The organism is Micromonospora sp. NPDC093243 (genome assembly GCF_044753725.1).
Lineage (GTDB): Bacteria > Actinomycetota > Actinomycetes > Mycobacteriales > Micromonosporaceae > Micromonospora.
This window is the reverse complement of sequence record NZ_JBIVNT010000009.1, coordinates 216,554-235,673: the sequence shown is the minus strand read 5'-3', so window position 1 is coordinate 235,673 and position 19,120 is coordinate 216,554. Positions and strand designations below refer to the sequence as shown.

Genomic DNA, 19,120 nt, shown 5'->3' with positions numbered 1-19,120 from the left:
CATCGTGACCCTCACCGCCCCCACCGCGACCATCGGCCTCGACACCGCCGCCGAACTGGCCGCCCAGCTACGGGTGGACTCGGTCCGTTCCAGCACGAGTGCCGGTTCCGGGCATCCGACGTCCAGCATGTCGGCGGCCGACCTCTTCGCCGTGCTCGCCACCCGGCATCTGCGTTACGACTGGGACGACCCACGGTCGGCGGCCAACGACCATCTGGTGCTGTCGAAGGGCCACGCCTCCCCCCTGCTGTACTCGCTCTTCAAGGCCGTGGGGGTGATCTCCGAGGACGAGCTGATGCACGGCTACCGCCGCCTCGGCCAGCGCCTGCAGGGCCACCCCACCCCCGCCCTGCCCTGGGTCGACGTCGCCACCGGCTCGCTCGGTCAGGGGCTGCCGGACGCCGTCGGGGTCGCGCTCGCCGGGAAGTACCTGGACAAGCTGCCCTACCGGGTCTGGGTGCTCTGCGGCGACAGCGAGTTCGCCGAGGGTTCCATCTGGGAGGCGCTGGACAAGGCCTCCTACTACCGGCTGTCCAACCTGGTCACCATGGTCGACATCAACCGGCTCGGCCAGCGCGGTCCCACCGACCTGGGCTGGGACGTCGACGCGTACGCCCGCCGGGCCGAGGCGTTCGGCGCCCGCGTGCTGGTCATCGACGGGCACGACCTGACCGCCGTCGACGACGCCCTGGCCGCGGCCGAGGACCCGGCCGGGGACCAGCCGACGGTGATCCTGGCCCGGACCGTCAAGGGCCGCGGTTTCGCCGAGGTGGAGGACAGCAACGACTGGCACGGCAAGCCCTTCCCGCCGGAGATGGCCGACCGGGCGATCCGGGAACTCGGCGGCGTACGCAACCTGACCGTGCGCGGCCCGCGCCCCGCCGCCGGCAGCATCAACGGCGCCAGCCCCGCCAGCGACCCGGCGGCCCGACCCGTCACGACCGAACCGACCCGGCGCGCGGCGCCGGCGACCTACGGCGTGGGCGAGCCGGTGCCCACCCGCAAGGCGTACGGTGACGCGCTGGCCGCGCTCGGCGCCCGGGATCCGCGCATCGTCGCGCTGGACGGCGAGGTCAGCAACTCGACGTACGCCTTCGAGTTCGCGCGTGCCCACCCCGAGCGGTACTTCGAGATGTTCATCGCCGAGCAGCAGATGGTCGCCGCCGCGACCGGCCTCGCGGTGCGCGGCTACCGCCCCTTCGCCTCCACCTTCGCCGCGTTCCTGACCCGGGCGTACGACTTCATCCGGATGGGCGCCGTCTCCGGCGTCGACCTGTGCCTGGTCGGCTCACACGCCGGCATCGAGATCGGCCCCGACGGACCCTCGCAGATGGGGCTCGAGGATCTCGCCATGATGCGGGCCGTGCACGGCTCGACGGTGCTCTACCCGAGCGACGCGACCAGCACCGTCGCCCTCACCGAGGCGATGGCCGCCACCCCGGGCATCAGCTACCTGCGCACCACCCGCGGCAAGTACCCGGTGCTGTACCCCGACGGGGAGACCTTCCCGGTCGGCGGGTCCAAGGTGCTGCGCTCGTCCGACGAGGACGCGGTCACCCTCATCGGCGCCGGGGTCACCCTGCACGCCTGCCTCGCCGCCGCCGACGCCCTGGGCGAAGAGGGGATCAGCGCCCGGGTCATCGACTGCTACTCGATCAAACCGATCGACGACGCGACCATCGCCGCCGCCGCGCTCGCCACCGCCGGCCGGATCGTGGTCGTCGAGGACCACCATCCGGAGGGCGGCCTCGGGTCGGCGGTGAAGGACAGTCTCGTCGCCGACGGCCGGGTGCGCCCGGCACTGATCCACCTCGCGGTACGGGCCATGCCCGGATCGGGGTCGAGCAAGGAACTCCTGGCCTGGGCGGGCATCGACGCCGACCACGTCACCTCCGCCGCGCGGTATCTGGTGGGCGGCTGACCTGCCCGGCCTACGCGAGGACGCCGTTCCGTCAGCCCCGTCACCTACCCTCGTTCCGTGGCCGTCCACGAGCTCACCCGCGCCGACGCGCGCCGCATCGCGATCCGGGCGCAGCTGCTGGACGGCGCGCGGCCGACGGACCTGCTCGGCGTCGTACGTCGGTTGACGCTGCTCCAGCTCGACCCCACCGCCGCCATCGCGCCGAACGCCGATCTGGTGGCGTGGAGCCGCCTCGGTTCGTCCTACTCGCCGGCCCAGTTGCGCGCCGCCCTCGACCACCGGGCGCTGCTCGAGCTTCGGGCGATGATCCGGCCCAGCGAAGACCTGGCCCTCTACCGCGCCGAGATGGCGGAATGGCACGAGGAGGTGGCGCGGCCCTGGCAGCGGGCCCGTCGCGACTGGGTGGCGGCCAACGACGCGTGCCGTCGCGACATCCTCGACCGGCTCGCCACCAGCGGCCCACTGCCGTCGCGCGACCTGCCGGACACCTGCGCCGTGCCGTGGAAGTCCACCGGGTGGACCAACAACCGCAACGTCACCCAGCTGCTGGAGCTCATGGTGGCGCGGGGCGAGGTCGCGATCGCCGGCCGGCGGGGCCGCGACCGGCTCTGGGATCTGGCGGCCCGGGTCTACCCCGACGACCCGGTGGTCCCCGCCGACGAGGCGCTGCGCGCCCGCGACCGACGACGGCTGCGCGCGCTGGGCATCGCCCGCGCCCGGGCCCCGGAGGCACCGGGCGAGCCGGCGGACGTCGGCGAGGCCGGTGAGCCCGCCGTGGTGCAGGGCGTCCCGGGCCGGTGGCGGGTCGATCCGGCCTACCTGGGTCAACCGTTCTCGGGGCGGACGGCCCTGCTGTCGCCCTTCGACCGGCTGATCCACGACCGCCGGCGCACCACCGAGCTCTTCGACTTCGACTACCAGCTGGAGATGTACAAGCCCGTCGGCAAGCGCCGGTGGGGATACTTCGCGCTGCCGATCCTCTCCGGCGACCGGCTGGTGGGAAAGCTCGACGCCACCGCCGACCGCCGAGCCGGCGCACTCCGGGTCGACGCGATCCATCAGGACGTGGCCTTCGACAAGGCCACGGCCGCCGCGGTCGACGGCGAGATCAAGGAGTTGGCCGACTGGCTCCAGCTCGACCTCCTCCTGCCCGGCCGGCCGGGTCCTGACCGGGCGGGAAAAGCTGACTAGGGTTGCCGGATGACCCGATACGCCGTCGGTCTGCCCAACGTCGGGCCCTTCGCCGACCCGCTCGCCCTGGTCGACCTGGCCGTCGCGGCCGAGGAACACGGTTGGGACGGGGTCTTCCTCTGGGACCACCTGCTCTACCACGACGACTGGCCGGTGGTGAACCCGGTCGTCGTCGCGTCCGCGATCGCGGCCCGCACGTCGCGGATCCGGCTCGGGGTGCTCATGGCGGCCCTACCGCGCCGGCGGGTGCAGACGGTGGCTCGGGAGACGGTCACCCTGGACACGCTCTCCGGCGGCCGGCTCGTCTTCGGGGCCGGCATCGGCTCGATCGACGCCGAGTACGCCGCCTTCGGCGAGGATCCCGACCTGCGGGGCCGGGGCAGACGCCTGGACGAGTCCCTGGAGCAGCTCACCGCGTTGTGGTCGGGTGCGGAGGTGCCCATGCCGTCCGGTGCGCGGGTGCGGATGCTGCCGACACCGGTGCAGCAGCCGCGCATCCCCGTCTGGTGTGCCGGCCGGTGGCCCAACCGGCCAGGCGTACGCCGGTCGGCCCGCTGGGACGGCGTGGTGCCCACCTTCGCCCACGCCGGCCGTGACATTCCCGTGCCGGTGGAGGACTTCGCCGACGTGGTCCGCTTCGTGGCCGCCGAGCGGGGTTCGCTCGACGGCTTCGACATCGGGCTCGAAGGCTGGACGTCGCCGGGAAACGCCACGGAGATCATCACGCCGTACGCGGCCGCCGGCATGACCTGGTGGATCGAGGCGATGGGCTGGTGGCGTGGTGGCGTGGACGCCGCCCGGGCCCGGATCCTGGCCGGCCCACCCCGCTGAGCCCGACACGTTCAGGAGTCGGCCGGCACCCCGGCCTCGAGTTGTCCGATGAGCGGGGCGAGGAGTTCGTTCAGCTCGCGAGCCACGGCGGCGACAGCTGTGCGCGCCGCCGGCGCCACCGAATCGTCCGGCCCCTGCGGAGCCGGCGGCAGACGATCGAGCGGGACCGGTGCGTCCACCCGCAGTGTCGCTCGCAGGTGAGGGCTGCGGGTCAGGTCCTGCTCCGACGGGGTCGTGTACTGGCCGAACAGTTGCGGCCAGTCCCGCCAGCCCCGATCCCGCTGCCATTGCCTGGTCCAGGTCAGTTCGGCCGGCCACCGGGAGATCACCGTGACCGCGCAGGTCAGGCTCCCGTCCCACGGGCTTCGCGTGCAGGTCGCGGAGAGGATCCGTCGGTGCCAGCGGACGTAGCCGGGTGACAGCTCGCCGGCCAGCCGCCAGGCCGCCACCGCGAAGGCGACCGGCGCGATGTCGCCCCACGTCTCGCCGAACTCGTCGATCCGGGCGAGCACCTCGGCCTCGTAGCGACCGCGCCCGTCAGCGCCGCGCTCGCGGTCGAAGTCCTCGTCGAGCCAGAAGACCCGCGGTTCAGCCATCGACATCCCCATTCCGGTCGGCGTCGACGCCGGGGCCGCCGCGAAGCCGGTCGAGGTTTCCCCGTCGTACCCGTCCACACGGAACCTACCGGCGCCGCGCGCCTCGGAGCATGCCTCGAACCCCGCCGTGCTCCTGCCGCGTGTCGGAAACCTGGCCCGCTCCGGCCGACGCCACGGACCGTCGGCCGGACCGCAGCCCGCGGCCGAGGGCGACCAGGCATGGTCACGGCGGTAACGGGAATCGGAGAGCCGCCAGCCGGACCGACCGAGGAGGGGCGTCATGACGGACCGATCGCGCACCGGGTCGGATCGGGGCCGCCCGCAGGACTCGATGCCGCAGGGGCGGGACGTCCCTCCGGGGGGCGGCGTGGCCGTCGTGGAGCTGTTCACCTCCCAGGGCTGCTCGAGTTGTCCGCCCGCGGAGGAGGTGTTGACCGAGATCGAGCGCGACGCCCGGGAGCGGGGACAGCCGGTCTTCGCGCTCGGATTCCACGTCGACTACTGGGACTACCTGGGCTGGCCCGACCGGTTCGCCGACGAGGCCTACAGCGCGCGGCAGGAGGCGTACGCACGCGCGTTCGGCACCGGCCGGTTGTACACCCCGCAGATGGTCGTCAACGGCACCGTCGAGTTCATCGGTTCCGACCGGCGACGTGCGGCGACCGCGATCGCGTCCGCCCTGACGGCGGCGGCCCTCACCCCGCTCGCGCTGTCGGTCGAGGCCGCCGGGGGTGACGGGCGCCGAGTGGTGGTCGACTTCCGGACCGAGCGGCCGCCGCAGCGGGCGGTGCTGAATGTGGCGGTCGTGGAACGTGCCCTGGAGAGCGAGGTCGCCCGGGGTGAGAACGCCGGGCGGACGCTGCGGCAGGACAACGTGGTGCGCGCCTTCATGTCGCTCGGACTGGACGTGGAGCGTGGGCGGTTGGAGCTGGAGGTCCCGCCCGATCTCGACCCTCGACAAGCCTCGGTGGTCGGCTACGTGCAGCAGGACGGCGCCAGGGCCATCGTCGGCGCCACGGCCGTCGACGTGCCCGCCGAGGCCTGAACGCTCGTAGGGTGCTCGCGCCAAGCGTCGCTGCGACCGGTGGCGTGCGCCGGAGGGTCTGGTGGCTACCCCAGCGCCTGCCGGGCGGCCTCGCCCATCGGGTCGTCGCGGGTGGGCAGCCCCTGCATGGTCGGCAGCACCTCTGCCCGGAAGACGCCGTGCAGCCGGCGCAGCTCCCGCGCCGGATGCTCGGCGTCGTCGACCCGCACGTCCCAGAGCGGATACGGCTGATCGCCGATCACCGTCACGGTGGCCGACCGGGCGCCGTGCCGGTCGCCGCCGGCCTCCTCGCCGGCCTCGATGGCCAGCACGAGCCGCTCCGCCAGGTCGAGTTCCCGGCTCTCCTCGAACACCCGGACGATCTCCGCGAGGGTCTCCGGGCCGACCAGGCGGTTGCCCTGCACCGCGTAACCCGGCCCGGTGTGGTGCCCCGCCCAGTCCCTGGTACGGGAGCCGGTGAAGGCGTACGAGCGACCCTGACGGTCGACCATGCCGACCTGCCGCACCTCCCGACCCGGATCCCGGGCCAGCAGCTCGGTCAGGACGTCCTGCGGCGAGCGGCCCTCGCCGAGCAGCGGCAGGCCGTCGTAGGCCAGGAACGGGTTGGGGGTGGCCTGGGTCGCCACCGCACCACCATCGGAGTGGACGTGGGCGACGAGCTTGCCGACCGCGGGACGCGCGGTCAGGGCTCCCACCCCGAGCTGACCGGTACGCGGACACCGCGCGGCGATCGAGAAGGTCACGCTCGGCAGTACCCGGACGAACGCCCGCCATGCCGGAGCCCCGGCTGGTGGTCGGGCGAGGTGCGTGGGAGCTGTAGACGTCGGCTGGTCGTTGATCTCCTCTAGCATCCTCGGCATGGCAACGCGGCTTGTTCAAATCAACATGAAGGCTCGGGACGACTCCGCGCTGGGCGGTTTCTGGGCGGAGGCGCTCGGCTGGGGAGTCTCCAGCGAGGGACCCGGCGTGACCAACCTCGAACCCGAGGGCTTCGTCTACCCCGACCCCGTCGCTGTCTGCCTCGACCTCATCGTCTCCCCGGAACCCAAGACGGTGAAGAACCGCGTGCACGTCGACCTCGCCACCACGTCGGCGGCCCATCAGGCGGAGGTGGTCACCCGCCTGAAGGATCTCGGCGCAACACCCGCCGACGTGGGCCAGGGCGACGTCCCATGGACGGTCATGGCCGACCCGGAGGGCAACGAGTTCTGCGTCCTGGACCCCCGACCGCTCTACCGAGACACCGGACCGATCGCCGCGGTGGTGGTCGATTGCGCGGATCCGCGAGCCATGGCCCGCTTCTGGGGCACGGCCACGGACTGGAGCGTGCACGAGGTGACCGACCACGAAGCGGTACTGCGCTCCGCCAAGGGCGTCGGCCCCTACCTGCAGTTCCGCCGCACACCGGACGTGAAAACCGGGTGGAACCGCGTCCATCTCGACGTCCGCCCGTACCCAGGTGACGACCTGGAGGCCGAGGCGGCCAGACTGCGCACTCTCGGTGCCACCGCCATCGACCTGGGCGAGAGTGTCCCGTGGACGGTCCTCGCCGACCCGGAAGGCAACGAGTTCTGCCTCCTCGCGCCAAGCTGACCCAAACCCTCTTCATCCGCTCACTGCGGCCACGAGCCCGGCCTCCGCGACGCGCCCTGGGCGACTCCGCTGCGTCGCGAACGCCGTCCGTGTACCGCGGGTCGCTCGATCCAGTTCACGGCAGCACGTCCGCGGTCGCCGCCGGTGCCGCATGTCAGAATGCCCCCAAACCGGGAGCAGACTGGCAGAACGGGCGAGCCGATGACGACGCGCAGGGCGGCCGAGCTGGTGCGGAAGGCCGGGGATCCACAGCGGGCCACGTTCCTGGAACTCTTCTTCGACCTGGTGTTCGTCCTCGCGCTCGCTCAGCTCTCGCGCGGCCTGGCCGAGGATCTCGGGTGGAGCGGCGCCTTCCGGGCGCTGGTGCTGTTGGGGGCCATCTGGTGGGTCTGGTCCAGCACCGCGTGGCTGACCGACCGGACGGACCCGCAACGACCGGTGATCCAGGCGCTGGTCACCGCGACCATGGTCGGCAGCCTGGTGATGGCAGCCGCGGTGCCCGAGGCGTTCGGCGACACGGGCCTGATCTTCGCGGGCGCCTACGTCGCCATCCAGCTCGGCCGCGGTCTCGTCCTCGTGGTCGTTCTGCGTGGCCACGAGCTGCAGCGCACCGGCGTGCGCGGGCTGTTCTGGTACGGCCTGTCGGCGCTGCCGTGGATCGCGGGGGCGCTCATGCACGGTACGGCGCGTGGCGCACTGTGGGCACTCGCGGTGGTCCTTGACCACACGGCAGGCAGAATCGGCTTCCCCACCCCGGGGGCGGGCCGAACGCCCAGCCAAGACCTGGTGATCTCGGGCGAACACCTGTCCGAGCGCTACCGGCAGTTCTTCATCATCGCGCTCGGCGAGCTGATCCTGGTTACCGGCCTGGCGCTGAGCAGCAGCGGCTTCGCGCCGGACAGGGTCGCCGCGTTCGCGGTGTCGATCGCGACCACCGTGCTGCTGTGGCGGATCTACATCTACCGCGCCGGACAGGTCCTGGCGGAAGCGATTGCCGTGTCCGGCGACCCGGTCCGCCTCGCCGGATCGGCGTCATACGCCCACCTGACCATGGTGGCCGGCGTGGTCGCTACGGCCGTCGGCGACGAACTTGTCATCGCCCGTCCACTCGGGCACACCCCACCGGCCTGGATCGCCGTCATCCTCGGCGGACCCGCGCTGTACCTGGCCGGGCGCGCCCGCTTCGAGTACGCGGTATTCGGCCGCGTGTCCCTGTCCCGACCGATCGGCGTCCTTGCGCTGGCCGCCCTGACACCGGCGATGCTCCCCCTGCCGCCGGTCCTGGTCGCCGCCGCTGCCGCCCTCGTCCTGACCGGGATCGCCATATCCGACGCGGCCCGCGCCCGCAGAGGCCCGTCCGAGCCGCCGTCGCCACCCGGCTAGCCGGCTGTGGGGATGGGTCTCGCGACGGGTTTGTGCTGGTGGTGATGGGTGGGCGCGGCAGGTTTCGAACCTGCGACCCCTCGCTTGTAAGGCGAGTGCTCTCCCACTGAGCTACGCGCCCGGAACGCCCGTGCGGCGGGCCGGTGGCTGGCAAGCTTACCTGCTCGCCGCCGGTCCGGTCGCACCGCGTGGCCGGTTGACGATCAGTCGGCGGCCTCGGCCAGTGCCTTGCGCCAGCGGAGCTGGTCGCGGGGTTCCCCGGGCATGTTCTGCTCGGCGAAGCGGACGACGCCCGCCTTGTCGATCACGAAGGTGCCCCGGTTGGCGACGCCGGTCGTGTCGTTGAAGACGCCGTACGCCTGGGCGACCGCGCCGTGCGGCCAGAAGTCGGCGAGCATCGGGAACTGGTAGCCCTCGCGCTCCGCCCACACCTTGTGGCTGTAGACCGAGTCGACGCTGACGGTCAGCACCTGGACCTCGTCGTTGACGTACTCGTCGAGGTTGTCCCGGACCTCGCACAGCTCGCCCTGGCAGACGCCGGTGAAGGCGAGCGGGTAGAAGACCAGCAGCACGGTGCGCCTGCCCCGGAAGTCGGCGAGCCGTACCTCCTGGTTGTTCTGGTCCTTGAGCACGAAGTCCGGCGCCTCGGCGCCAACCTCGATGGGCATGCGGGAACTCCTCGGGTGGGGTCCGGACGGCACCAGCGTGCCACACCCGGCGGAGTCCCCGCCGGGTGTCCGATCGACTGCCGCTCGCCCTCGGTGCGACCGGCGACCGACGGCTACTTCTTGGCCTTGGCCCCGCGCCGCAGGACCAGGCGGGCGCCGGTCCAGTCGCGGCCGGCGTTGACCGTCGAGGTCTGCTGCAGCCCGGCGGTGGGGGCGGACTCGGCGATCTCGCTCGGCTCGACGTGCCCCTCGCGCCCCGCCTTCGGGGTGAGCAGCCACACGACCCCGTTGTCGGCCAGTGGGCCGAGGGCGTCGACGAGGAGTTCGAAGAGATCACCGTCGCCGTCGCGGTACCAGACGAGGACAGCGTCGACCACCTCGTCGGTGTCCTCGTCGACCAGCTCTCCACAGCGGTCGGTCAGGGCGTCCCGGAGATCCTGGTCGACGTCATCGTCGTACCCCATCTCCATGACGACCATCCCCGGCTCGAGTCCGAACCGGTCCGCCAGGCTGCGTACCCCGTCGGCGGCCTGACCAGCGGTCGCGCTCACTGTCGCGTGCCTCCTCATCTCGTCCCTGCCAGCGGCGCCCGCTCGACGCCGTCAGGCAAGTCCACACAGTTGTGGCCCCCCGCGCAAGTGGCGCACCGGGTGGAACGGAATTTACCGTGCCAGGAGCGTGCGGGCACCCTGGGTAATGGCTTCCTCGGAGACCAGAACCTGACGCGCGGCCGGACCTAATGGTACAAACGAGTCAAGTCCGGCTACTCGTCGCGCCGCCCCGACATATCCGGCATCGACCAGTGCCGCGATCACCCCTTCGCCCACGCCCCCGGACCGGCGAGTCTCGTCCACCACCAGCACCCGGCCGGTCGCGGAGGCCTCCCGGATGATGTCCGCCACCGGCAGCGGCGCGAGCCAGCGCAGGTCCACCACCCGGGTGCCGATCCCCTCGTCGGCGAGGGTGGCCGCGGCACGCAGCGAGAGCCGTACGCCGTTACCGAAGGTGATGATGGTGAGGTCCTCGGCCGAGCCCACCCCGTACACCCGGGCCCGACCGATCGGCACGTGCCCGCTCACCCACGCGCCCGGCTCGGGATAGCCGGCCAGCCACTCCCCGTCGCCCTCGGCATAGAGGTCCCGGGTGTGGTACAGCGCGATCGGCTCCAGGAACACGCAGACGCTGCCGTCCACCGCCGCGCTGGCCAGGCAGGTCCGCAGCATCGGCGCGGCGTCGTCGGGCCGCGCCGGCACGGCGATCACCAGACCGGGCACGTCCCGCAGTACGGCCACCGAGTTGTCGTTGTGGAAGTGCCCTCCGAAGCCCTGCTGGTAGGCCAGCCCGGCCACCCGCACCACCATCGGGTTGCGGAACGCCCCCCGGGAGAAGAACTGCATGGTGGCCGCCTCGCCGCGGAGCTGGTCCTCGGCGTTGTGCAGGTACGCCAGGTACTGGATCTCGGGCACCGGGAGCATCCCGGCCAGCCCGGCGCCCAGCCCCAACCCGAGCACCGACGTCTCGTCGAGCAGGGTGTCGAACACCCGTGCCGGCCCGAACCGGTCGCGCAGCCCCTTCGTCACCCCGTACACGCCGCCCTTGGCGGCCACGTCCTCGCCGAAGATCGCCATCTGCGGATGGTCGAGCATCCCGTCGGCCAGCGCGCCGTTGATGCTCTGCGCCAGGGTCAGCGGGCCGGTCAGCTCCGGCGGCTTGCCGCCGAACGCCTCGGCCCGCGCCGCGGCCCCGGGCCCGCTGGCCCGGGCCGCCGCGTCGGCCACCGCCCGGGACACCCGCACCGGACGCCGGGGCGCCAGCGGGGCGACCACCTCGGCCGCGGCAGCGAGCTTGGGCTCGCCGATGACCTCCTCGGCGAGCCGTCGTACCTGCCAGCCGATGTCGTCGTACCGGGCCAGCAGCTCCGCGCCGGTGGCCACCCCCGCCTCGACCAGCAGCCGCGCGGTGGCGACCAGCGGATCCCGGTCGAGGTCCGCGGCGACCTCCGCCGGGCTGCGGTACGCGGTCTCGGCGTCCGCGCCGGCGTGCCCCATCAGCCGTACCGTGCGCAGGTGCAGCACGGCCGGCCGGCGGTGCCGCCGCACCCAGGCCGCCGCCTCGCCCGCCACCGCGTACGCCTGCACCAGGTCGCTGCCGTCGGCGCTGAAGTAGCGGATCCCCGGCTTGGCCCGCAGCGTCGCCTCCACCCAGCCCTGCGGCGAGCGGACGCTGATGCCGAGGCCGTTGTCCTCGCAGACGAAGAGCACCGGGATCCGCAGCCCGGTGTGGTCGTACCACCCGGCGGTGTTGAACGCGGCGGTGGCGCTGGCGTGGTTGACCGAGGCGTCGCCGAACGAGCAGACGACGACGGCGTCGGACGGCCAGGGCGACTGCTCGGCGTCGCCGCCGATGCGCACCCCGCCGCCGGCGCGCTCCTGCCGGCGCAGCCGCTCCACGGCGAGCCCCATCCCGACCGCCCGGGGCAGGTGCGAGGCGATGGTGGAGGTGGTCGGCACGACGGCGAGGTCGGGGTGGCCGAAGACCTTGTGCCGGCCGCCGGCGATCGGGTCCGCGGCGGAGGCGACCATTCCGCGCAGCACGTCCCGAGCCGCCCCGGCGTACATCCAGGGGCGCTCGGGTCGGGCGCTCTCCCGGCCTGCCGCGTCGCCGTCCCCGCCCGGATCGGCGCTGTCTGAGACGGCGCTCTCGGGGGTGCCGGTGTCGCCGGTGATCGCGCGCGGGCCGGCGGGCCCGGTCGGGCCGGCGCCGGCCGGCGCCGTGGCGGGAGCCGATGCCTGGCCGGACGGATCGGCGACCGCGCCGGACGGGTCGACCAGACCGCCGCCGTCCCCGGGGTCGTCGGCCGGGGGCGCAGCGGCGGGAACCGCGGCCTGACCGGCGCGGACGCAGTAGAACGCGCCGGAGCGGTAGTGCAGCAGGGCCGGGTCGGTGGGCCGCAGCGCCGCGGCGACCGCTGCGTTGCCCTCGTGACCGGCCGAGCCGATCGTGTAGAAGCCCTCGTCGAAGCTACGCAACCAGCGCCCGGCCAGGTCGAGCTGTCGGCTGGTGACCTGCGCGTCGAAGAGGTCGAGTGCCTGTGCGCCGGTCAGCTCGACGCCGTCGGCAACCGGCTCGGCCGGGTCGCGCCCCTGCTCGGGGGCGGTCAGCGCCGCCAGCGTCTCCCGGAACCGGTCATCGAGATCGTGCGGGGTGGTCACGTCGACAGCATTACCGACGCGGGCCACGTCCGCCCACCCGGACACCCGCCCACCGCCCGGCGATCATGCAGTTGTGGTGCCCGATATCTGCTGCTTCGCGGCTCTTGCCGGGCACCACAACTCCTTGATCGTCAAGGGCCCACGGGCAGGGTTGTTGGGGACGGGTTCGGTTGCTGGTTGACGACGCGGAGCCCTTCCGGTCACCTGGTGGCCACCCGCGCTCGGGACGCTTCCCCGGTCGGAAGAACCGGACTCTGGGGAGGATTTCGTGTCACTGTCCCGACGCACCATCCTGTTGAGCGGCGCGGCGGCCGGCGCCGGCGCCGTCGCCGGCCTGCCGGGTTCGGCGGCGGCCAGGCCCGCCGGCGCCCGCCCGCTGGCGTACCCGTTCACCCTGGGGGTCGCCTCCGGCGATCCCGACCACGACGGCTTCGTGCTCTGGACCCGGCTCGCCCCGCAGCCGTTGGCCGATGACGGCCTGGGCGGCATGCCGAACCGGGTCGTGGCGGTCAACTGGGAGCTCGCCGCCGACGAGCGGTTCCGGCACGTGGTCCGGCGCGGCGTGGCGCTGGCCCGCCCGGAGTCGGCGCACAGCGTGCACGTGGAGCTGGCCGGGTTGCTGCCGGGCCGGGAGTACTTCTACCGCTTCCGCGCCGAGCGCCACCTCTCGCCGGTCGCCCGCACCCGCACCGCCCCGGCACCGTCGGCCATGCCCGCCGCGCTGGCGATGGGCTTCGTCTCCTGCTCCCAGTACGAGCACGGCTACTTCACCGCGTACCGGCGGCTCGCTGAGACCGAGCCGGAGCTGATCCTGCACCTCGGCGACTACCAGTACGAGTACGCGCCGGACACCTACACCGTGCCGGGCGGCAACCCGCGCGACCACGAGGGCCCGGAGACCCGGACGCTGGCCAACTACCGGCAGCGCCACGCCCAGTACAAGACCGACGCCGACCTGCAGGCGGCGCACGCGGTGGCGCCGTGGGTGGTGGTCTTCGACGACCACGAGGTGGAGAACAACTGGGCCGACGAGACGCCGGAGGCGGCGGACCCGGACTTCCTCGCGCGGCGGGCGGCGGCGTTCCAGGCCTACTACGAGAACATGCCGCTGCGGCGCACCTCCATCCCACGCGGCATCGACATGCAGCTCTACCGGCGGGTCCGCTGGGGCCGGCTGGCCACCTTCCACATGCTCGACACCCGGCAGTACCGCGACGACCAGGCCTGCGGCGACGGCTACCGGGACTGCGCCGCGGCGGCCGACCCGACCCGGTCGATCACCGGCGCCGAGCAGGAGGCGTGGCTGCTGGAGGGCTTCCGCCGCTCGGACGCCCGCTGGGACATCCTCGGCCAGCAGGTCTTCTTCGCCCAGCGGGACAACAACGCCGGCCCGCTCACGGTGACCAGCATGGACGCCTGGGACGGGTACGTCGCCTCCCGGGACCGGATCACCCGCGGCTGGCTCGCCGCCGGGGTGCGCAATCCGGTGGTGCTCACCGGCGACGTGCACGCGCACTGGGCCAGCGACCTGAAGCTGGACTACGCCGACCCGACCTCCCGGACGGTCGGCAGCGAGCTGGTCTGCTCCTCGATCACCTCGGGCGGGGACGGCGCCGACTCGCCCGGCGGGTCGCACCCGTGGCTGGCGTTCAACCCGCACCTGCGGTTCCAGAACAACCTGCGGGGGTACGTCCGCACCCGGATCACCCCCGGACAGCTCGCCGCGGACTTCGACGTGCTGCCGTACGTCAGCCGCCCGGACGCCCCGTCGCACACCCGGGCGTCGTTCGTGATCGAGGACCGGGTGCCGGGCCTGCACCAGACGGCGGACAACCCGCTCCCGTCCGCCGCCCGCCGTGGCGTCCCTGAGGCGGACCTCGGCCAACAGACCGTCGAGTCGGAGACCGTCCGCCCGTAACCCACCGCCGCCTCACGATCCGCGCAACGTCAGGCCAAGATCCGCGCAACATCGGGGAAGGTGCGGCCTCAGCACGCGTCGAGGCAGCAACTTCCCGGAAGTCGCGCGGATCTTGCGTGCGGAGCGGCGGGCGGCCCGGGGCGGGGTGGGTCAGCCGGGTAGGAAGGAGAAGCGGACCTGGCGGGTGGGGTTGTCGCCGTTGGTGTCGACCAGGCAGATCGACTGCCAGGTGCCCAGCGCCATCCGACCGCCGAGCACCGGCAGCGTCGCGTACGGCGGCACGAACGCCGGCAGCACGTGATCGCGGCCGTGCCCGGGCGAGCCGTGCCGGTGCCGCCAGCGGTCGTCAGTGGGGAGCAGGTCGTCCAGCGCGGTCAACAGGTCGTCGTCGGAGCCGGACCCGGTCTCGATGATCGCCAGCCCGGCGGTGGCGTGCGGCACGAAGACGTGCAGCAGCCCGTCCCCCTGACCGGAGACGAACGCCTGGGCCTCCGCGGTGATGTCCCGGACGGCCGGCCGGGACCCGGTCTGGACGGTGATCACGTCACTGCGCATACGTCGCATTCTGCCGCAGCCCTCGGTCAGGAACCGCCGCCTCCGCCGCCACCGCCGCCGGAGTCGCCGCCACCGCCACCGGACCAGCCGCCACCGCCACCAGACCAGCCGCCACCGGAGTCACCGCCGCCAAACCAGCCGCCGCCCGAGTCACCGCCGGACCCCTCGCCGCGGTGGTCGCCGATCGACCCGCGATCACCCTCGCGGTGATGTCCACCATCGGACGTGTACGGGTAGTCGTTGGTCGAGTAGTAGGGCATCGGCGGGCTGCTGGTCTCGGCGTACCGGCGGCGCGGGCCGGGCACGCCTCGCGCCACCCGGGGCGGCGCCGGAGCGCGCAGGCCGCCGCGCAGCCGCGCCGCGCCGAACACCGCCGCCGCCAGGCCAAAGATCATGATCGGCAGCGCGGCGAGATCACTCGCCAGCAGCACCGGCGTCGCGGGGACCACCGCGAGCGCCCCGGCCGTCAGGAGGAGGCCGCCGAGCACCACTCGTCGCCCGTTCATGCCCGGCAGGGTAGTGGGCCCGGACAAGACGGAAGCGGGCGCCGTCGCGCTAAGTTACTAGCGGGTACCTGTGTTCAGCGTCGCGTCCGGGGGACCTAGACGTGACGACGGGTGCCACCAGGGGGCAGGATGGCGCTAGAGACCTATCCCACACACAATCGAGGGAACGCCTGTGGCTACGGAACGCAAGCGCCCGGTGATCAGCGACGGCCTGCCGAGCCAGCTTCCGGACATCGACCCTGAGGAAACCAGCGAATGGGTCGAGTCGCTTGACGGTGTCATCGACGAGCGCGGAACCAAGCGCGCCCGTTACGTCATGCTGCGCCTGCTCGAGCGGGCCCGCGAGCGCCAGGTCGGGGTTCCGCCCCTGACCACCACGGACTACATCAACACGATTCCGTCCGAGCGCGAGCCGTGGTTCCCGGGTGACGAGCACGTCGAGCGGCGGATCCGGGCCTACATCCGGTGGAACGCCGCGATGCTGGTGCACCGGGCGCAGCGCCCGGAGATCGGCGTCGGCGGGCACATCTCCACCTTCGCCAGCTCCGCCTCCCTCTACGAGGTGGGCTTCAACCACTTCTTCCGGGGCAAGAACCACCCCGGCGGCGGTGACCACATCTTCTACCAGGGCCACGCCTCCCCCGGCATGTACGCCCGCGCGTTCCTGGAGGGCCGGCTCAGCGACAACCAGCTCGACGGGTTCCGTCAGGAGCTGTCACACCCGGGCGGCGCGCTGCCGTCGTACCCGCACCCGCGGCTGATGCCCGACTTCTGGGAGTTCCCCACCGTCTCGATGGGGCTCGGTGGCCTGAACGCGATCTACCAGGCCCGGTTCAACCGCTACCTGCAGCACCGGGGCATCAAGGACACCTCCCAGCAGCACGTCTGGGCCTTCCTCGGCGACGGCGAGATGGACGAGCCGGAGACGCTGGGCGCGATCGGCGTGGCCGCCCGCGAGGAGCTGGACAACCTCACCTTCGTGATCAACTGCAACCTGCAGCGGCTGGACGGCCCGGTCCGGGGCAACGGCAAGGTCATGCAGGAGCTGGAGGCGTTCTTCCGCGGCGCCGGCTGGAACGTGATCAAGGTCGTCTGGGGCCGGGAGTGGGACCCGCTGCTCGCCGCGGACACCGACGGCGCGCTGGTCAACCTCATGAACACCACGCCGGACGGCGACTACCAGACCTACAAGGCGGAGTCCGGCGCGTACGTCCGGGAGCACTTCTTCGGCCGCGACCCGCGGACCCGCAAGATGGTGGAGCACCTCAGTGACGACGAGATCTGGAACCTCAAGCGGGGTGGGCACGACTACCGGAAGCTCTACGCGGCCTACAAGGCGGCCACCGAGCACACCGGGCAGCCGACGGTCATCCTGGCCAAGACGATCAAGGGCTGGACGCTCGGCTCGCACTTCGAGGGCCGCAACGCCACCCACCAGATGAAGAAGCTGACGCTGGAGGACCTGAAGACCTTCCGCGACCGGCTCTACCTGGACATTCCGGACTCGGCGCTGGAGGAGAACCCCTACCTGCCGCCGTACTACCGCCCGGACGACAAGTCCGACGAGATGCAGTACCTCCGGGAGCGGCGCGAGCAGCTCGGTGGCTACCTGCCGTCGCGGCGGACCAGCTCGAAGAAGCTGACCATCCCGGGGCCGGAGCGGTTCGCCGACGTCAAGCGCGGCTCGGGCAAGCAGAAGGTGGCCACCACGATGGCCTTCGTCCGCCTGCTCAAGGACATCATGAAGGACAAGGAGTTCGGCAAGCGCTGGGTGCCGATCATCCCGGACGAGGCGCGTACCTTCGGCCTGGACTCGATCTTCCCGACCGCGAAGATCTACTCGCCGCACGGGCAGCGCTACACCTCGGTCGACCGGGAGCTGTTCCTGTCCTACAAGGAGTCGACGACCGGGCAGATCCTGCACGAGGGGATCAACGAGGCCGGCTCGGTCGCCTCGTTCACCGCCGCGGGCTCGTCGTACGCCACGCACGACGAGCCGATGATCCCGATGTACATCTTCTACTCGATGTTCGGGTTCCAGCGGACCGCCGACGGCCTGTGGGCCGCCGCCGACCAGATGGCCCGGGGCTTCCTGCTCGGCGCGACCGCGGGGCGGACCACGCTCAACGGTGAGGGCCTGCAGCACGAGGACGGTCACTCGCTGCTGATCGCCGCCACCAACCCGGCGGTCGTCGCGTACGACCCGGCGTTCTCCTTCGAGATCGCGCACATCATGGAGAACGGCCTGCACCGGATGTACGGCGAGGCGCAGGAGAACGTCTTCTACTACCTCACCGTCTACAACGAGCCGATCTTCCAGCCGGCCGAGCCGGAGGGCGTGGACGTCGAGGGCATCCTCAAGGGCATCTACCGCTACTCCCCCGCCCCGCAGGTCGACGGGGACGCGCCGAAGGCGAACGTCCTCGCCTCCGGCACCGGCATGCAGTGGGCGCTCAAGGCACAGCAGCTGCTCGCCCAGGACTGGGGGGTGGCCGCCGACGTCTGGTCGGTGACCTCCTGGACCGAGCTGCGCCGCGACGCGGTCGAGGCCGAGGAGCACAACCTGCTCAACCCGGGCACCGAGCCGCGAGTGCCGTACATCCAGCGGAAGCTGGCCGAGGCGGACGGGCCGAAGGTCGCGGTCAGCGACTTCATGCGGGCGGTGCCGGATCTGATCGCCCGCTGGGTACCCGGCGACTACACCTCGCTCGGCACCGACGGCTTCGGCATGTCGGACACCCGGCACGCCCTGCGCCGGCACTTCCACGTCGACGCCGAGTCGATCGTGGTCGCCACGCTGCGACAGCTCGCGCTGCGCGGCGCGGTGCCGGCCAACGTGCCGGCCGAGGCGGCCAAGAAGTACGCGATCGACGACGTCAACGCGGCCCCGGTCGGCGAGACCGGCGGCGACAGCTAGTCCGTCCGACCCGTTTCGAAGGGCCCGTGCCGGCAGGCACGGGCCCTTCGCCGTCTGCGCACCGGCGGGTGCGACGAAGCGGCGGTGGACCGACGTCCCTGGCAGGGAGGCCGGGCCACCGCCGTCGCGGGCGACGCCAGGACGGGTCCGGTCAGCCGACGGCGGCCAGGTCGGTCAGCCGGGCCAGCGAATCCTCCAGATCGGCGCCGACCCTGCGCAGACCGAGCCGGAGCAGGGCGGCCTTGACCGGGCCGGCCGGCCAGCGTACGACGATCAGCCGCACGACGGTGCCGCCCTCCTCCTCGTCGTCGGGAGTGAGCTGTACGTAGATCTCGGTGCGCGCCTCCGCTCGGGCGCCGGCACCCTTGGCGCGCTCGCGCCACCCGATCAGGGTCGGCTCCTGAAAGGCGATCACCTCGGCCTCATGCGCCGCGCCACGCCCGGCCTGGACCCGTTGCCGTCGTCCGAAGCCCTCTCCCGAGAGCACTTCGGCCGCACGGACCCCCGCCAGCCAGGCCGGCAACTGCTCGGCCCGCTGCACGACGTCCCAGACCGCTTCCACCGGCGCCGCCACGTGCGCACTGCGTTCCACGAGGATCATTTCCGTCTTCCTCCAGTGAGGACATCCCACGATATCGGCACTCTATGCGCAAATTCGGACGTACCTGGACGGGTTCGGAAAAAGACACGCCGAAGACCATTGCGCATCGCGCCATCGCGGCCTATGGCGCAATCCCCGACCGGGCCCTAGAGTCCCGAACACGTTTCACGTTGATCGGGAGGA

At 72.4% G+C, this 19,120-nt stretch carries 16 protein-coding genes and 1 tRNA gene; 8 read left to right on the top strand and 9 right to left on the bottom strand.

From position 1 onward, the window contains the following. The first annotated feature begins 4 nt into the window (after positions 1-4). Genes ACIP9D_RS28080 through ACIP9D_RS28070 form a run of 3 tightly spaced genes read left to right on the top strand, consistent with a single transcriptional unit; the run spans position 5 to position 3,943 of the window. Positions 5-1,921 (top strand): transketolase, encoded by a 1,917-nt coding sequence (locus ACIP9D_RS28080; RefSeq protein WP_350874152.1) that lies wholly within the window; start codon positions 5-7, stop codon positions 1,919-1,921. 57 nt (positions 1,922-1,978) lie between these two features. Next, on the top strand, positions 1,979-3,112 hold the full coding sequence (locus ACIP9D_RS28075) for a DNA glycosylase AlkZ-like family protein (RefSeq protein ID WP_350874151.1): 1,134 nt from the start codon (positions 1,979-1,981) through the stop codon (positions 3,110-3,112). 9 nt (positions 3,113-3,121) lie between these two features. Beyond that, the gene (locus tag ACIP9D_RS28070) at positions 3,122-3,943 is read left to right on the top strand and encodes an LLM class flavin-dependent oxidoreductase (RefSeq protein ID WP_350874150.1); all 822 of its coding nucleotides are present in this window, start codon (positions 3,122-3,124) and stop codon (positions 3,941-3,943) included. A gap of 11 nt (positions 3,944-3,954) precedes the next feature. Here the strand turns inward: ACIP9D_RS28070 and ACIP9D_RS28065 are convergent, their stop codons facing one another. Then, on the bottom strand, positions 3,955-4,539 hold the full coding sequence (locus tag ACIP9D_RS28065) for a hypothetical protein (RefSeq protein ID WP_350874149.1): 585 nt from the start codon (positions 4,537-4,539) through the stop codon (positions 3,955-3,957). 280 nt (positions 4,540-4,819) lie between these two features. On the opposite strand from ACIP9D_RS28065, the gene ACIP9D_RS28060 reads away from it, so the two are divergent. Then, on the top strand, positions 4,820-5,584 hold the full coding sequence (locus ACIP9D_RS28060) for a DUF1223 domain-containing protein (RefSeq protein WP_350874148.1): 765 nt from the start codon (positions 4,820-4,822) through the stop codon (positions 5,582-5,584). Between the two features lie 65 nt (positions 5,585-5,649). On the opposite strand, the gene ACIP9D_RS28055 is transcribed toward ACIP9D_RS28060, so the two are convergent. Further along, entirely contained in the window at positions 5,650-6,435 is a 786-nt protein-coding gene (locus tag ACIP9D_RS28055) for a DUF1028 domain-containing protein (RefSeq protein ID WP_350874147.1), read from the bottom strand. A gap of 7 nt (positions 6,436-6,442) precedes the next feature. Between ACIP9D_RS28055 and ACIP9D_RS28050 the strand changes: the two genes are divergently transcribed. Together ACIP9D_RS28050 and ACIP9D_RS28045 are read left to right on the top strand one after the other, a co-directional pair. Next, positions 6,443-7,177, top strand: a complete 735-nt coding sequence (locus tag ACIP9D_RS28050; RefSeq protein WP_350874146.1) for a VOC family protein — start codon at positions 6,443-6,445, stop codon at positions 7,175-7,177. A 201-nt stretch (positions 7,178-7,378) separates the two neighbouring features. Further along, a complete protein-coding gene (locus ACIP9D_RS28045; protein ID WP_350874145.1) occupies positions 7,379-8,560 on the top strand; it encodes a low temperature requirement protein A in 1,182 nt (393 codons plus the stop codon). Between the two features lie 49 nt (positions 8,561-8,609). Here ACIP9D_RS28045 and ACIP9D_RS28040 read toward each other — a convergent pair. From ACIP9D_RS28040 to ACIP9D_RS28025, 4 genes are all read right to left on the bottom strand, one after another. After that, positions 8,610-8,681 (bottom strand) — tRNA-Val (locus ACIP9D_RS28040). 82 nt (positions 8,682-8,763) lie between these two features. Further along, a complete protein-coding gene (locus tag ACIP9D_RS28035) occupies positions 8,764-9,228 on the bottom strand; it encodes a peroxiredoxin (protein ID WP_350874144.1) in 465 nt (154 codons plus the stop codon). 113 nt (positions 9,229-9,341) lie between these two features. Further along, positions 9,342-9,779, bottom strand: a complete 438-nt coding sequence (locus tag ACIP9D_RS28030) for a DUF3052 domain-containing protein (RefSeq protein ID WP_350874143.1) — start codon at positions 9,777-9,779, stop codon at positions 9,342-9,344. Positions 9,780-9,890: 111 nt separating this feature from the next. Then, positions 9,891-12,467 (bottom strand): transketolase C-terminal domain-containing protein, encoded by a 2,577-nt coding sequence (locus ACIP9D_RS28025; RefSeq protein ID WP_400451221.1) that lies wholly within the window; start codon positions 12,465-12,467, stop codon positions 9,891-9,893. Positions 12,468-12,708: 241 nt separating this feature from the next. Here ACIP9D_RS28025 and ACIP9D_RS28020 point away from each other — a divergent pair, with 241 nt between their 5' ends. Beyond that, entirely contained in the window at positions 12,709-14,358 is a 1,650-nt protein-coding gene (locus tag ACIP9D_RS28020; RefSeq protein ID WP_350874142.1) for an alkaline phosphatase D family protein, read from the top strand. A gap of 150 nt (positions 14,359-14,508) precedes the next feature. On the opposite strand, the gene ACIP9D_RS28015 is transcribed toward ACIP9D_RS28020, so the two are convergent. Together ACIP9D_RS28015 and ACIP9D_RS28010 are read right to left on the bottom strand one after the other, a co-directional pair. Then, the gene (locus tag ACIP9D_RS28015; RefSeq protein ID WP_350874141.1) at positions 14,509-14,913 is read right to left on the bottom strand and encodes a YjbQ family protein; all 405 of its coding nucleotides are present in this window, start codon (positions 14,911-14,913) and stop codon (positions 14,509-14,511) included. Between the two features lie 26 nt (positions 14,914-14,939). Then, positions 14,940-15,419, bottom strand: a complete 480-nt coding sequence (locus ACIP9D_RS28010; protein WP_350874140.1) for a hypothetical protein — start codon at positions 15,417-15,419, stop codon at positions 14,940-14,942. A gap of 172 nt (positions 15,420-15,591) precedes the next feature. Here ACIP9D_RS28010 and aceE point away from each other — a divergent pair, with 172 nt between their 5' ends. Next, entirely contained in the window at positions 15,592-18,336 is a 2,745-nt protein-coding gene (aceE, locus tag ACIP9D_RS28005; protein WP_350874139.1) for a pyruvate dehydrogenase (acetyl-transferring), homodimeric type, read from the top strand. A 151-nt stretch (positions 18,337-18,487) separates the two neighbouring features. Here aceE and ACIP9D_RS28000 read toward each other — a convergent pair whose 3' ends face one another. Continuing rightward, a complete protein-coding gene (locus ACIP9D_RS28000; protein WP_350874138.1) occupies positions 18,488-18,937 on the bottom strand; it encodes an SRPBCC domain-containing protein in 450 nt (149 codons plus the stop codon). Between the last annotated feature and the right edge of the window lie 183 nt (positions 18,938-19,120).

Coding starts and splice junctions, on each gene's coding strand:
- ACIP9D_RS28070 (WP_350874150.1), top strand. CDS start 3,122: ATGACCCGATACGCCGTCGGTCTGCCCAACGTCGGGCCCTTCGCCGAC.
- ACIP9D_RS28065 (WP_350874149.1), bottom strand. CDS start 4,539: ATGGCTGAACCGCGGGTCTTCTGGCTCGACGAGGACTTCGACCGCGAG.
- ACIP9D_RS28060 (WP_350874148.1), top strand. CDS start 4,820: ATGACGGACCGATCGCGCACCGGGTCGGATCGGGGCCGCCCGCAGGAC.
- ACIP9D_RS28055 (WP_350874147.1), bottom strand. CDS start 6,435: ATGCTAGAGGAGATCAACGACCAGCCGACGTCTACAGCTCCCACGCAC.
- ACIP9D_RS28050 (WP_350874146.1), top strand. CDS start 6,443: ATGGCAACGCGGCTTGTTCAAATCAACATGAAGGCTCGGGACGACTCC.
- ACIP9D_RS28045 (WP_350874145.1), top strand. CDS start 7,379: ATGACGACGCGCAGGGCGGCCGAGCTGGTGCGGAAGGCCGGGGATCCA.
- ACIP9D_RS28035 (WP_350874144.1), bottom strand. CDS start 9,228: ATGCCCATCGAGGTTGGCGCCGAGGCGCCGGACTTCGTGCTCAAGGAC.
- ACIP9D_RS28015 (WP_350874141.1), bottom strand. CDS start 14,913: ATGCGCAGTGACGTGATCACCGTCCAGACCGGGTCCCGGCCGGCCGTC.
- ACIP9D_RS28010 (WP_350874140.1), bottom strand. CDS start 15,419: ATGAACGGGCGACGAGTGGTGCTCGGCGGCCTCCTCCTGACGGCCGGG.
- ACIP9D_RS28000 (WP_350874138.1), bottom strand. CDS start 18,937: ATGATCCTCGTGGAACGCAGTGCGCACGTGGCGGCGCCGGTGGAAGCG.